10 protein-coding genes and 1 pseudogene are annotated in these 13,284 nt (G+C 68.1%); 9 read left to right on the forward strand and 2 right to left on the reverse strand.

The genetic code is table 11. From position 1 onward, the window contains the following. Nucleotides 1-34: 34 nt before the first annotated feature. The 6 genes and pseudogenes from ilvD to serA all read left to right on the forward strand — a co-directional run bounded on the left by ilvD (nt 35) and on the right by serA (nt 8,937). Entirely contained in the window at nt 35-1,723 is a 1,689-nt protein-coding gene (gene ilvD / locus ABZ004_RS31745; RefSeq protein ID WP_355684771.1) for a dihydroxy-acid dehydratase, read from the forward strand. 516 nt (nt 1,724-2,239) lie between these two features. Further along, on the forward strand, nt 2,240-3,988 hold the full coding sequence (locus ABZ004_RS31750; protein WP_355684772.1) for an acetolactate synthase large subunit: 1,749 nt from the start codon (nt 2,240-2,242) through the stop codon (nt 3,986-3,988). Continuing rightward, a pseudogene (ilvN, locus tag ABZ004_RS31755) lies at nt 3,989-4,492 on the forward strand (acetolactate synthase small subunit); the annotation flags it as partial. 323 nt (nt 4,493-4,815) lie between these two features. Further along, nucleotides 4,816-5,835, forward strand: coding sequence for a ketol-acid reductoisomerase (ilvC, locus tag ABZ004_RS31760; protein WP_112239767.1), 1,020 nt, complete (start codon nt 4,816-4,818; stop codon nt 5,833-5,835). A gap of 105 nt (nt 5,836-5,940) precedes the next feature. After that, nucleotides 5,941-7,212 carry a serine protease gene (locus tag ABZ004_RS31765; RefSeq protein ID WP_355684773.1) on the forward strand — a complete coding sequence of 424 codons (1,272 nt, stop codon included), beginning with the start codon at nt 5,941-5,943 and terminating at the stop codon, nt 7,210-7,212. A 126-nt stretch (nt 7,213-7,338) separates the two neighbouring features. Continuing rightward, on the forward strand, nt 7,339-8,937 hold the full coding sequence (serA, locus tag ABZ004_RS31770; protein ID WP_355684774.1) for a phosphoglycerate dehydrogenase: 1,599 nt from the start codon (nt 7,339-7,341) through the stop codon (nt 8,935-8,937). A 107-nt stretch (nt 8,938-9,044) separates the two neighbouring features. On the opposite strand, the gene ABZ004_RS31775 is transcribed toward serA, so the two are convergent. Then, nucleotides 9,045-9,941, reverse strand: coding sequence for a LysR family transcriptional regulator (locus ABZ004_RS31775; RefSeq protein WP_355684775.1), 897 nt, complete (start codon nt 9,939-9,941; stop codon nt 9,045-9,047). A 99-nt stretch (nt 9,942-10,040) separates the two neighbouring features. On the opposite strand from ABZ004_RS31775, the gene ABZ004_RS31780 reads away from it, so the two are divergent. Together ABZ004_RS31780 and rarD are read left to right on the forward strand one after the other, a co-directional pair. After that, complete coding sequence (locus ABZ004_RS31780; protein WP_355684776.1) at nt 10,041-10,682, forward strand: dihydrofolate reductase family protein; 642 nt, start codon at nt 10,041-10,043, stop codon at nt 10,680-10,682. Next, on the forward strand, nt 10,679-11,584 hold the full coding sequence (gene rarD / locus ABZ004_RS31785; protein WP_355684777.1) for an EamA family transporter RarD: 906 nt from the start codon (nt 10,679-10,681) through the stop codon (nt 11,582-11,584). Before ABZ004_RS31780 ends, rarD begins: the two co-directional genes overlap by 4 nt. A 152-nt stretch (nt 11,585-11,736) precedes the next feature. Here the strand turns inward: rarD and ABZ004_RS31790 are convergent, their stop codons facing one another. Beyond that, nucleotides 11,737-11,913, reverse strand: coding sequence for a hypothetical protein (locus tag ABZ004_RS31790; RefSeq protein WP_355684778.1), 177 nt, complete (start codon nt 11,911-11,913; stop codon nt 11,737-11,739). 141 nt (nt 11,914-12,054) lie between these two features. Here ABZ004_RS31790 and ABZ004_RS31795 point away from each other — a divergent pair. Continuing rightward, a partial coding sequence (locus ABZ004_RS31795) for a hypothetical protein (RefSeq protein ID WP_355684779.1) occupies nt 12,055-13,284 on the forward strand: 1,230 nt, incomplete at its 3' end.

Below are 13,284 nucleotides of genomic sequence, written 5' to 3' on the forward strand. Positions count from 1 at the left end.
TGACCACGGCGTGGACAGTCCTACAGTCGGAGCCATGCCCACGAACAACGAGCCTGACATCAAGCCCAGGAGCCGGACGGTCACCGACGGACTGGAGGCCACCGCGTCCCGCGGCATGCTCCGCGCCGTCGGGATGGGTGACGACGACTGGGTGAAGCCGCAGATCGGGGTGGCCTCGAGCTGGAACGAGATCACCCCGTGCAACCTGTCGCTCGACCGGCTCGCGAAGGCGGTCAAGGACGGCGTCCACGCGGCGAACGGATACCCGCTGGAGTTCGGCACGATCAGCGTCTCCGACGGCATCTCGATGGGTCATGTCGGCATGCACTACTCGCTGGTGAGCCGCGAGATCATCGCCGACTCGGTGGAGACGGTGATGGAGGCCGAGCGCCTCGACGGTTCGGTGCTGCTGGCCGGCTGCGACAAGTCGCTGCCCGGCATGCTGATGGCGGCCGCGCGCCTCGATCTGGCCAGCGTCTTCCTGTACGCCGGATCGATCATGCCCGGTCGCCTCGGCGACAAGGACGTCACGATCATCGACGCGTTCGAGGCCGTCGGTGCCTGTGTTCGCGGTCTGATCACTCGCGAGCAGGTCGATGCCGTCGAGCGTGCGATCTGTCCCGGTGAAGGCGCCTGCGGTGGCATGTACACCGCGAACACGATGGCTTCCGCAGCCGAGGCACTGGGCATGTCCTTGCCTGGCTCGGCCGCGCCGCCGGCGGTGGATCGTCGCCGTGACGGGTTCGCCCGCAAGTCCGGCGAGGCCGTGGTGAACCTGCTGACCAAGGGGATCACCGCTCGTCAGATCCTCACCCGCGAAGCCTTCGAGAACGCGATCGCCGTGGTGATGGCGCTCGGCGGTTCGACGAACGCCGTACTGCATCTGCTCGCGATCGCCCGCGAGGCCGAGGTCGACCTGACGCTGGACGACTTCAACCGGGTCGGCGACAAGGTTCCGCATCTGGGCGACCTGAAGCCGTTCGGCCGGTACGTGATGACGGACGTGGACCGCGTCGGTGGCATCCCGGTCGTCATGCGGGCCCTGCTCGATGCGGGTCTGTTGCACGGCGACTGCCTGACGGTGACCGGCAAGACGATGGCCGAGAATCTGGCCGACATCGCCCCGCCGGATGTCGACGGCACGATCATCCGTGCGCTGGACAAGCCGATCCACGGCACTGGTGGGATCACGATCCTGAAGGGCACGCTGGCGCCGGAGGGTGCTGTCGTGAAGAGTGCGGGCTTCGACTCCGACGTGTTCGAGGGCACCGCGCGGGTGTTCGACGGCGAGCGCGGTGCGATGGACGCGGTCGAGGACGGTTCGCTGCAGGCCGGCGATGTGGTCGTGATCCGCTACGAGGGTCCGAAGGGCGGCCCGGGGATGCGCGAGATGCTCGCCGTCACCGGCGCGATCAAGGGCGCCGGCCTCGGCAAGGACGTCCTGCTGCTCACCGACGGCCGCTTCTCCGGCGGAACGACCGGTCTCTGCGTCGGCCACGTCGCCCCCGAAGCCGTCGACGGCGGCCCGATCGCCTTCGTCCGCGACGGCGACCGGATCACCCTCGACGTCAAGAACCGCACCCTCGAACTCCACGTCGACCCCGAGGCACTGGCCACCCGCCGCGAAGGCTGGACCCCCAAAACCCCCGCCATCACCAAGGGCGTCCTCGGCAAATACACCCGCCTGGTCCGCTCCGCCTCCGAAGGCGCCATCTGCATCTGAGCAGCCCCGTCATCAACTTCCCACCAACCTGCTGCCCCTCGACCAACTTCTCGGACCCTCGGACAGGACGTGGGGCCCTCGGACATGTCATTTCCTGTCCGGAGCCCCCGTTTGCTGTCCAGACCCACCGAAGGGACTCCGGAGAGGTGGCCGGGTGGTGTTGCGGGGCGGGGGTGACCTTCGGGGGCCCAGGACGTTGTTTGGGGAGGGCGGTTCTAGACTGGGCGAAAGTAAGACGGGAATCTCGGGTTGTGAGACAGTCAGGTGGCAGGCTTGACCGGATCGAGGGGAGTCGGGGAAGGTGACTGCATGCGATCGATTCTCCTCGTACTTGTGTGGCGCGCCGACTGACGCGACCTTCGAGTCGAGCGCGCCCCCTCAGCCCACCCGGCGGAGGGGGTTCTTTTTTGTCCAGGTTCCTGTGATCCAGGGGCTGGTCACCAGGCCCCAGGGCCGAGGACGATCGATCGCGATACGGCACAAGAGAACTACCGTGACTGACAAGGGAAGGCACTCATGAGTGAGCAGCTGACCGGGGCACAGGCTCTGATCCGCGCACTGGAACATGCCGGCGTCGACACCGTCTTCGGCATTCCGGGCGGCGCGATCCTCCCGGCGTACGACCCGATGCTCGACTCGACCCAGATCCGCCACATCCTGGTACGTCACGAGCAGGGCGCCGGCCACGCCGCCCAGGGGTACGCCTCGACGACCGGCAAGACCGGCGTCTGCATGGCGACCTCGGGTCCGGGCGCCACCAACCTGGTGACCCCGATCGCCGACGCGTACATGGACTCGGTGCCGATGGTCGCGATCACCGGCCAGGTCGCCAGCGCCTCGATCGGGACGGATGCCTTCCAGGAGGCCGACATCCGCGGCATCACGATGCCGATCACCAAGCACAACTTCCTGGTCAACGACCCGAACGAGATCGCCAGCACGATCGCCGAGGCGTTCCACATCGCCTCGACCGGCCGTCCGGGTCCGGTCCTGGTGGACGTGACCAAGGACGCGATGCAGGCGACCGTCGACTTCCACTGGCCGACCGAGCTCTCGCTGCCCGGCTACCGCCCGGTAACCCGCCCGCACCCCAAGCAGGTGCGCGAGGCGGCCCGGCTGATCGCCGCCGCCGAGAAGCCGGTCCTTTACGTCGGGGGCGGGGTGATCCGGGCGAAGGCGAGCGAGGAGCTGAAGCAGCTCGCCGAAATGCTCGGGATCCCGGTCGTCACCACCCTGATGGCCCGTGGTGCATTGCCGGACTCGCACGAGCTGCACTTCGGGATGCCCGGGATGCACGGCTCGGTCTCGGCCGTCGGTGCGCTGCAGCGGTCCGATCTGCTGATCTGTCTGGGTGCACGGTTCGACGACCGGGTGACCGGCAAACTCAGCTCGTTCGCGCCCGAGGCGAAGGTGATCCACGCCGACATCGACCCGGCCGAGATCGGCAAGAACCGCGCCGCCGACGTGCCGATCGTGGGGGACTGCAAGGAGGTCATCACCGACCTCATCCAGGCCCTGCAGACCGAGATCGCCAGCAACGGCAAGACACCGGACTATTCGGCCTGGCGGGGTCTGCTCGACTCGGTCAAGGCGAAGTACCCGGTCGGCTACGACGAGCCCGAGGACGGCAGCCTGTCCCCGCAGTACGTGATCCAGCGGATCGGCCAGATCGCCGGCCCGGACGCGATCTACACCAGCGGCGTCGGGCAGCACCAGATGTGGGCCGCGCACTACCTGCCGTTCGAGAAGCCGCTGCACTGGCTGAACTCCGGCGGCCTCGGCACCATGGGGTACTCCGTGCCGGCAGCGATGGGCGCCAAGGTCGCGCGGCCCGACAAGACCGTCTGGGCGATCGACGGCGACGGCTGCTTCCAGATGACCAACCAGGAGCTCGTCACCTGCGCGCTGGAAGGCATCCCGATCAAGGTTGCCGTGATCAACAACCAGTCGCTCGGTATGGTCCGGCAGTGGCAGACGCTGTTCTACGACAAGCGCTACTCCAACACCGACCTGCACTCCGCACGGATCCCGGACTTCGCCAAGCTGGCCGAGGCAATGGGTTGTGTCGGGCTGCGCTGCTCGGACAAGGAGTCGGTCGACGCCACCATCGACAAGGCGATGTCGGTCACCGACCAGCCGGTCGTGGTCGACTTCGTCGTGCACCGCGACGCGATGGTCTGGCCGATGGTTGCCGCCGGCACCAGCAACGACGACATCCAGATCGCCCGCGACATGGCCCCCAAGTGGGACGGGGAGGAGCTGTAAATGTCCAAGCACACATTGAGCATCCTGGTCGAGAACAAGCATGGTGTGCTGGCCCGGGTGGCCGCACTCATCTCGCGCCGCGGGTTCAACATCGACTCGCTGGCGGTCGGCCCGACCGAGCACCCTGAGGTTTCCCGGATGACCATCGCGGTCAGCGTGGACGAGCAGCCTTTGGAGCAGATCACCAAGCAGCTCAACAAGCTGGTGAACGTGATCAAGATCGTCGAACTCGAGCCGACCGCCACCGTGCAGCGTGAACTGCTACTGGTGAAGGTCAAGGCGGACACCCTCAGTCGCGGGCAGGTGCTGGAAACCGTCCAGCTGTTCCGTGCGAAGGTGGTGGACGTGGCTCCGGATGCGATCACCATCGAGGCGACCGGTAACCCCGAGAAGCTCGAAGCCATGCTCCGGGTGCTGGAACCTTTCGGTGTCCGCGAGCTGGTGCAGTCCGGCATGGTCGCGATCGGCCGGGGCAGCCGCTCCATCTCCGACCGCACCCTGCGGCCCGTCCCGGTCCCGCCACCCCACGTGGCCTCCGGAGCGCCGGCCCTGCAGGCCCGTCCGGCGAACAGCCAGGCGAGTTCCGCGAGCAGTCCGACCGGCGCGACGAGCCCATCCGGCAACTCCCCGGCCGCCCACCACCCGAACCACCCGGTGCCGGCGCCGCCGCCGGGTCGCCCCGCCGCTCCCGCACGCCAGGGCTGAGCGGCTCACCACCAGGCGAACCACCTGCCGAGCGGCAGGATCGAACCAACCCGGCCGGCGCCCCGTAGTACCGGCACTATCTATCGAGAACTCAAGGAGACGAGCTCCCAGTGGCAGCAGAAATGTTCTATGACGACAACGCCGACCTGTCGGTGATCCAGGGCCGCAACGTGGCCGTGCTCGGCTTCGGCAGCCAGGGCCACGCGCACGCCCTCTCGCTGCGCGACTCCGGTGTCGACGTCCGCGTCGGCCTGCCGGAGGGCTCGAAGAGCCGCGCCAAGGCCGAGGCCCAGGGCCTGCGGGTGCTCACCCCGTTCGAGGCGTGCGAGGAGGCCGACGTGATCGTCGTGCTCGCCCCGGACCCAGCCCAGCGGTCGCTCTACAAGGAGGCCATCGAGCCGAACCTGGTGGACGGCGACGCGCTCGTCTTCGGCCACGGCTTCAACATCCGGTTCGGCTACATCAAGCCGCCGGCCGGCGTGGACGTCTTCATGGTCGCCCCGAAGGGCCCCGGCCACCTGGTACGCCGTGAGTTCAGCGAAGGCCGCGGCGTCCCCGTGCTCGTCGCCGTCGAGCAGGACGCGACCGGCAAGGCCTGGGACCTGGCGCTCTCCTACGCGAAGGGCATCGGCGGCCTCCGGGCCGGCGGTATCAAGACCACCTTCACCGAGGAGACCGAGACCGACCTGTTCGGCGAGCAGGCCGTCCTCTGCGGCGGTGTCTCCCAGCTGATCCAGTCCGGCTTCGAGGTCCTCACCGAGGCCGGCTACCAGCCCGAGGTCGCGTACTTCGAGTGCCTGCACGAGCTCAAGCTCATCGTCGACCTGATCTACGAAGGCGGCATCGCCAAGCAGCGCTGGTCGGTCTCCGACACCGCCGAGTACGGCGACTACGTCTCCGGCCCGCGGATCATCGACGAGTCGGTCAAGCAGCGGATGAAGGAGGTCCTCGGTGACATCACCGACGGCACCTTCGCGGCCCGCTTCATCGCCGACCAGGACGCCGGCGCGCCGGAGTTCGCCGAGTTCCGCAAGAAGAGCCAGGAGCACCCGATCGAGGCCGTCGGCAAGGAGCTGCGCGGTCTGATGGCGTGGGTCAAGTCGCACGACGACGACTACGTCGAGGGCAGCGCCGCGCGCTGATCTTCCGTACGCCGGACGCCCGGGCCGCCACTGCTGTGGCGACCCGGGCGTCGCTCTGTCTTCTGACAGAATCGGCGCTGACACCGGGTCAGGGAGAGGTGGGGGATGGCAGAGCGCTCGACGGGCGAGGGTTCGGCAGACAACGACCTGCCGAAGCCGCCCCGGCGCATCCCGGCCTGGGCCACCGCCGACGAGCAGGTCACCAAGGGCGCCCGGACCTCGATCGAGCCCCGCGCAGTGGCGGGCCACCCGCCATCCTCGCCTTCAGGGGCACAGCGCGGCCGCAGGCCGCTTCCTGGACCTGGTCCGCTGGCGATCATCCCGTTGGTGATCATCGTGCTGGTCGTGGGTGTCGGCGCCGGCTGGCTGCTCGGTTCGAAGGATGACGAGACTCCGGTCGATCAGCCGCTGGACACGACTGCCGTACTGAAGGCGAGCGGCCCAAGCGTCGTACGGGTGCTCGCCAGCACGTGCGCGGGGAGCGGCGAGGCAACTGGGGTGCTGTTCGACAACGGCCGGGTGCTCACGGCCGCTTCCGCAATCCGACAGCCGGTTTCCGTTGCCGTGGTGACCGCGGACGGGCGCATCCGGCGGGCCACTGTGAACGGCACGAGTACCGACGGCGTCGCAGTACTGAATCTGCCGGGCCGGTTGGACACGTCGACCGCGGTCGTAGCCCCATCAGTTGATGCCGGCGCACCGCGCGCGATCATCGGCTACGACCAAGCCGGCAAACAATCGATCCAAGACGCCGGTACTACGCGGCAGCCGCGCGCGCTGGCCGAATTCCTCGACCCTGCGTCTCTCGGTGCGCCGGTGCTCGACCGCAACGGCCAGGTCACCGGCCTGGTCACCGGCAACACCGTTGCCGCCGGCAAGGTGATCGGCCTCGACGACCTCCGTCGGTACGCCGGTTCGGCGCCGGGCGTGGCTGCCGAGCCCACCGGCACCTGCTCCGCGCGGGGCCCCCGATCCGCGGTTCAGCCTTCTTTGAGCGTGCCGGTCACTGCCTTGGCTACCGAGATCCAGCGCCTGTTCGCGTCTTACTTGAAGGCATTGAACCAGCACGACTTCCTGGCGATGCAGGACACGTATTCGCGCGAGCTCGCGGCGGACAGTACGAAGGAAGCCTTCGACAAGTCGCACGGTACGTCGTACGCGTTCGGGCCGGTGATCTCCGAGATCGGCGGGACCGGGGAGACGAGGGCGACGGCGCGGATGACGTTCGCCGTACTGTTCTCGTCGCAGAGCGCCGGGGCGAAGGGGGCGACCTGCGCCCGGCTGGATCTGCGCTACAAGCTGGTCCGCGAACAAGGCCGGCTCCGGATCGATGTGGCCACGAACGTCAGCTCCAACCAGAGTTGCGACAGCGACTGAGCCCCGGCGTACGGGATGAGACCGCCGTCCGGCTGAACTGGGTGGCTGGTAGCATCTTTTCCAGCGGGCACAGCGCGGTGCTCTGTTCCTTTGAGCCCCCAACCGCTTCTGCAGGAGATCTCTCCCATGACTGACGCACATCGTCCCGTCGTCCTGATCGCCGAAGAACTCTCCCCGGCCACCGTCGAGGCGCTCGGCCCCGACTTCGAGATCCGGCACACCAACGGCGCCGACCGCGCCGAACTGCTGCCGGCCATCGCCGATGTCGACGCCATCCTGATCCGCAGCGCCACCAAGGTCGACGCCGAGGCGCTCGCCGCCGCGAAGAAGCTCAAGGTCGTCGCCCGCGCCGGTGTCGGCCTCGACAACGTCGACGTGAAGGCCGCCACCCAGGCCGGCGTGATGGTCGTCAACGCGCCGACGTCCAACATCGTCAGCGCCGCCGAGCTGGCCGTCGCGCTGCTGCTGGCCGCCGCCCGCCGGGTCCCGGCCGCCGACCTCTCGCTGAAGAACGGCGAGTGGAAGCGGTCGAAGTTCTCCGGCGTCGAGCTGTTCGAGAAGACCGTCGGCATCGTCGGCCTCGGCAAGATCGGTGTCCTGGTCGCCCAGCGGCTGGCCGCCTTCGGCATGAACGTGATCGCGTACGACCCGTACGTCCAGGCCGGCCGCGCCGCCCAGATGGGCGTCCGGCTCGCCTCGTTGGACGAGCTCCTGGCGGCCTCGGACTTCATCAGCGTGCACCTGCCGAAGACGCCCGAGACGATCGGCCTGATCGGCGACGAGCAGCTGCACAAGGTCAAGCCGGAGGTGATCATCGTCAACGCCGCGCGTGGCGGGATCGTCGACGAGGCCGCGCTGTACTCCGCGCTGAAGGAAGGCCGGGTGGCCGCGGCCGGGCTGGACGTCTTCGCCAAGGAGCCGTGCACCGACTCGCCGCTGTTCGAGTTCGAGAACGTCGTCGCCACCCCGCACCTGGGCGCGTCCACCGAAGAGGCGCAGGAGAAGGCCGGCATCGCCGTCGCCAAGTCCGTGCGGCTCGCGCTGTCCGGTGAGCTCGTGCCGGACGCGGTCAACGTCCAGGGCGGCGTGATCGCCGAGGACGTCCGGCCCGGGATCGCGCTGACCGAGAAGCTCGGCCGGATCTTCACCGCGCTGGCCGGTGGGGTCGCGCAGCAGCTCGACGTCGAGGTGCGTGGTGAGATCACCGAGTTCGACGTGAAGGTGCTGGAGCTGGCCGCGCTGAAGGGTGTCTTCGCGGATGTCGTCGAGGACAACGTCTCCTACGTGAACGCCCCGCTGCTCGCCGCCGAGCGTGGGCTCGAGGTCCGGCTGCTCACCGACCACGAGTCCCCGGAACACCGCAACCTGATCACCCTGCGGGGCACCCTCGCCGACGGCGGCCAGGTCTCGGTCTCCGGCACCCTGGTCGGCGTGAAGCAGTCCGAGCGGCTGGTCGAGATCGACGGCTTCGACCTGGAGGTCGAGCTGGCCGCCCACCTGGCGTTCCTCAGCTACGAGGACCGCCCGGGCATCGTCGGCCAGGTCGGCGGCATCCTCGGCAAGTCCGACATCAACATCGCCGGCATGCAGGTCAGCCGCGACCGCAAGGGCGGCAAGGCCCTGGTGGCCCTCAGCGTCGACTCCAGCATCCCGGTGGCGGTCCTCGACGAGATCTCCACCGCGGTAGCCGCGGACACCGCCCGCACCGTCGACCTCGAGATCTGACACACCTTCGGCTAGCCATGTGACCGACCAGTAAGTTTTACTGGTAAGCACAAAGGACCGGCCTGCCGCCCGCAGGCGCATGGCGGCCGGCCAGGGCCCAGGAGCTCTCACCGAGAGCCCCTGGGCCCACCTTTTTCCCCCTCGGACCCAGCTGCTTGGAGGGCTTTGATCAGGGCTGTGGTGGCGGGTGGGTCGGGTGGGTCGCCGTAGGTGGCGGCGTGGAGTTGGCGGGTGTGGTGGGGGATCTTGGTGGCGTGGATGCCGGGGTGGCGGTGGGCCTGGAGGGCTAGCCCGGGGAGGGTGGTGACACCGATGCCGGCGGCAACGAATGCCTGTACGACGGTCATGTCGTCGCTGAGTGACCTGATGCGTGGGGCGAAGCCGGCTCGCCGGCAGACCGTGACGAGCTCTTCCTGGCAGCGTTCGCAGCCGCCGATCCAGGGGGAGTCGCGGTGCTTCTCCAGAGAGTCGTCGGGGTGCTGGCTGATCAGGTAGAGGGAGTCCTCGCCGACGGGGACCAGGCGAAACGCTTCGTCTTCGGCAGGCGCATCGGCGTACCGGTAGATGAGTGCGACGTCGATGTCGCCGTGCCGGAGCAGCTGCAACGCCTCGACGGGGTGACGCTCGATCAGGCTGAGTTCGAGGCCCGGGTTGGTCTCGGCCAACGTGGTGGCGGCTCGCGGTACGAGGGTGCTCAGGGCGGACGCGTTGGCGGCCAGGCTGATCCGGCCGGATTGGAGTCCGACCTGGGCGGCGAGCTCCTTGGTCGCCGATTCGATTCGGCCGATGATCTCGGCGGCCCGGTTGGCGAGCAGCCGGCCTTCCGGGGTCAGTCGGATCCCGCGACCGACCCGCTGGATGAGCTTGACGCCAGTGGCTGCTTCCAAGCGGGACAGGTGATGACTCACCGAGGGCTGCGAGTAGTTCAGCTCTTTGGCGGCTTCGGTGACGGAGCCGTGCCGCGCTACCGAGGCCAGCACCTGGAGATGGACCGGGTTCAGCATTGATCAAGAATATCAATGTATTGCTTGCGATATTGGCATTAGACGTCATCTCCCGAGTGCTCCATGCTCGGTGCAGGATCACGACCGAGGAGGAGAGCGATGAGCAAGCTCAGGTGCCACATCTCGATCTCACTGGACGGTTTCGTCGCAGGACCGAACCAGAGTATGGAGGAACCACTCGGCGAGGGTGGTGAGCGGCTGCACGACTGGGTAGTGCCGCTGGCGTCCTGGCGCGAAGGGCACGACAAGGAAGGCGGCGAGGTCAACGCGAGCGACCGGATCGTCGAGGAGGTGCGGGAGAACATCGGCGCCGCGGTGATGGGCCGGAACATGTTCGGCCCGATCGGCGGCGGGCCGTGGGTGGACGAGGACTGGAAGGGTTGGTGGGGCGACAACCCGCCGTACCACTATCCGGTGTTCGTCGTCACGCATCATCGGCGGGACCCGGTCGAGATGGCCGGCGGTACGACGTACCACTTCGTCACCGACGGGATCGAGTCGGCGCTCGCCCAGGCGAAGGAGGCGGCCGGTGGGAAGGACGTGATGCTGTGGGGCGGTGGCGACGTCATCAGGCAGTACCTGGCCGCGGGACTGCTGGATGTGCTCGAGCTGCATGTCGTGCCGATCCTGCTCGGTGACGGGTCTCGGATCTTCGGTGACGTTGCCGGGGTGCGGCTGGAGCAGGTCCGGGCTGTCGAAGCACCTGGTGTCACTCACCTCAAGTACCGCGTTCTGAAATGAAGCGGGGGCTCCTGTACGGCGCATCGACGTACGGGATCTGGGGGTTGCTTCCGCTCTACTGGCGTCTGCTTGACGGCGCGGGTGCGATCGAGGTGCTTGCTCATCGGTTCGTGTGGACGCTTGCGGTTGTCGGGGTGCTGCTTTGGTTGCGTCCGCAGCCTGGGTGGTGGCGGGCGTTGCTTGGGCGGCCGAGTGCGTTGCGCTGTCTTGGTGTGGCCGCGGTGGTTATCGCGTTCAACTGGTACCTCTACATCTGGGGCGTCAACCATGGGCGGGTGGTGGAGACGTCGCTCGGGTACTTCATCAGCCCTTTGATCACAGTGCTGTTCGGGGTGGTGCTGTTTCGTGAGCGGCTGCGGCGTGGGCAGTGGGTCGCGCTCGTGCTGGCCGCGGTCGGGGTTGCGTGGCTGGCGATCGACTACGGTCGGGTGCCTTGGGTGGCGGTCGGGCTGGCCCTGAGCTTCGCGGCGTACGGCGTACTGAAGAAGCGGGCGGCTGTGCCGGCGGTTGAGGGCCTTGCCGTCGAGGGGGCTGTTGTTCTGCCTGTCATGGTGGGTTATCTGGGGTGGCTCGAGTACGCCGGGAGGGGTTCGTTTGGGCATGCAGGTTGGTCGACGACGTTGCTTCTGATGGCCGCCGGCCCGGCCACCGCGATCCCGCTGCTGTTCTTCGCCGGTGCAGTTGCGCGGATACCGCTGACCTACCTTGGATTGCTGCAGTACCTCACTCCGACAGTCCAGTTCGCCCTTGCTGTCTTCGCTTTCGGCGAACCAATGCCTGTCGCCCGCCTCATCGGCTTCGCCCTGATCTGGACCGCCCTAAGCGCCTTCACCGTTTCAAGCAGACGTCGGCTCGCTCGGCCCGTTTCGGCTAGCCCAACTCCGGCACCAGCGCGAGGCTAATCAGCGATCCCGGACGGCGAGCGACTCGGTTTGCCAGACGATCTCCAACTCGTACGCCGTCCGCCACTTCACCAGTTCGCTGGCGATCCGGCCCACCCACAGGCGCTCCGCCCACCCACCTCCGCTCCGGCCCACCCCCAGCGCGAGGCTAATCAGCGATCCCGGACGGCGAGCGACTCGGTTTGCCAGACGATCTCCAACTCGTACGCCGTCCGCCACTTCACCAGTTCGCTGGCGATCCGGCCCACCCACAGGCGCTCCGCCCACCCACCTCCGCTCCGGCCCACCCCCAGCCGCTCCGTGTCACCTCGTTCGTTCCCGGGCGCCATCGCGGCACCACTCTTAACGGCTCAACCGGCTAGCCGACTTCACGCAGCCCCAATTTCCCTTGCAGAATTGGGGTTTTGGGTTGTCCACAGGCCTCGTTCGCGATTAGTTCTGGCATCTTCACTGGGTCTATAATCGACAGTATGTTCGAGAGTCCGGCGGAGATGGTGTCCACGATGGCTTCGGTAGCCAGCGTGGACATCGCCGTGCTCGACGCCGACGGTCTGCTGGAGCACCTGTCGAAGATCCAGCAACTGGAGTCCGCACTGGCGGCCCGGAAAGCCCAGACGATGGTCGCCTTCCACCACGCGCTGTCCGGCACGTCTGCGGACCTGGGTCACGAATCACCGCGCTCAGGTGATCGCCTGGCCGGTCCGGCCGAGCGGCGCTGGTCAGGTGACGTGCTGGTCTCGGTCACCGACGAGATCGGCCTGACCCTGGGCGCGCACCGCAAGACCGCGGCCTTGTGGCTGAACCGGGCCGCGGTCCTGGTCGACCGCTTCCCAGCCACCCTACGGCTACTCGGCGCGGGCGGGATCCCGGTCGCCGCCGCCTACCACATCGCCCGTGAACTCGCGCTGATCGTCGACGACGACCTGCGCGCCGCGGTCGAGGCGATCGTGCTGGCCTGGGGACGCCGCTACGGATGGCACCGGATCAAGAAGACCGCGCAACGAGAAACCCAGAAAGTCCTCGCCGAGTACGAATCGCTGCTACACGCCCAACGCCAAGACGAACGCACCACCTACACCGTCAACCACAACGGCGGCACCTGCGACCTGGTCGTGTCCACCTCCGCGATCGACATCACCGCGATCATGGCCGCCCTCACCCAGCGCGCCCGGCAACTCCAAGCCGATGGCGACCCCCGCAACCTCAACCAACTCCGCACCGATCTGGCCGTCAACCGCCTCCTCGGCAACGACCAAACCACCACCAGCAACCCCCGACAAACCACCACCCGCAACGGCGACTCGCACACCGGCAACGGCGAACCCACCAGCAGCACCAACCCGACCGCCGACACCGACGTCAACGCCGACCACACCGGGCCTACCAGCGACGCCCAGCCGACAGAAGACACCGATCCGGACGCCACGCCGCACACCGCCACCGCCGGGCCAGACGGCAAGGATGACGAGCCGGAGTGGTACACCCCCGCTCCACACACCGCGTCGACCGCGGACGCCGCGCCGCACACCACCGCCGCCGGGCCTGGCGCGGATGACGAGCCGGAGTGGTACACCCCCGCTCCGCGAACCGCGTCGACTCCGGACGCCACGCCGCACACCGCCACGGCCGGGCCAGACGGGGATGACGAGCCGGAGTGGTACACCCCCGCTCCGCGAACCGCGTCGGTCGCGGACGCCACG

It is taken from the genome of Kribbella sp. NPDC006257, assembly GCF_040613535.1.
In the GTDB taxonomy this organism is placed as follows: Bacteria; Actinomycetota; Actinomycetes; order Propionibacteriales; family Kribbellaceae; genus Kribbella.

Bases quoted from the DNA above. Each gene is read 5' to 3' on its own strand.
- ilvD (WP_355684771.1), top strand. From the start codon at position 35: ATGCCCACGAACAACGAGCCTGACATCAAGCCCAGGAGCCGGACGGTC.
- ABZ004_RS31750 (WP_355684772.1), top strand. From the start codon at position 2,240: ATGAGTGAGCAGCTGACCGGGGCACAGGCTCTGATCCGCGCACTGGAA.
- ilvC (WP_112239767.1), top strand. From the start codon at position 4,816: ATGTTCTATGACGACAACGCCGACCTGTCGGTGATCCAGGGCCGCAAC.
- ABZ004_RS31765 (WP_355684773.1), top strand. From the start codon at position 5,941: ATGGCAGAGCGCTCGACGGGCGAGGGTTCGGCAGACAACGACCTGCCG.
- serA (WP_355684774.1), top strand. From the start codon at position 7,339: ATGACTGACGCACATCGTCCCGTCGTCCTGATCGCCGAAGAACTCTCC.
- ABZ004_RS31775 (WP_355684775.1), bottom strand. From the start codon at position 9,941: ATGCTGAACCCGGTCCATCTCCAGGTGCTGGCCTCGGTAGCGCGGCAC.
- ABZ004_RS31780 (WP_355684776.1), top strand. From the start codon at position 10,041: ATGAGCAAGCTCAGGTGCCACATCTCGATCTCACTGGACGGTTTCGTC.
- rarD (WP_355684777.1), top strand. From the start codon at position 10,679: ATGAAGCGGGGGCTCCTGTACGGCGCATCGACGTACGGGATCTGGGGG.
- ABZ004_RS31790 (WP_355684778.1), bottom strand. From the start codon at position 11,913: ATGGCGCCCGGGAACGAACGAGGTGACACGGAGCGGCTGGGGGTGGGC.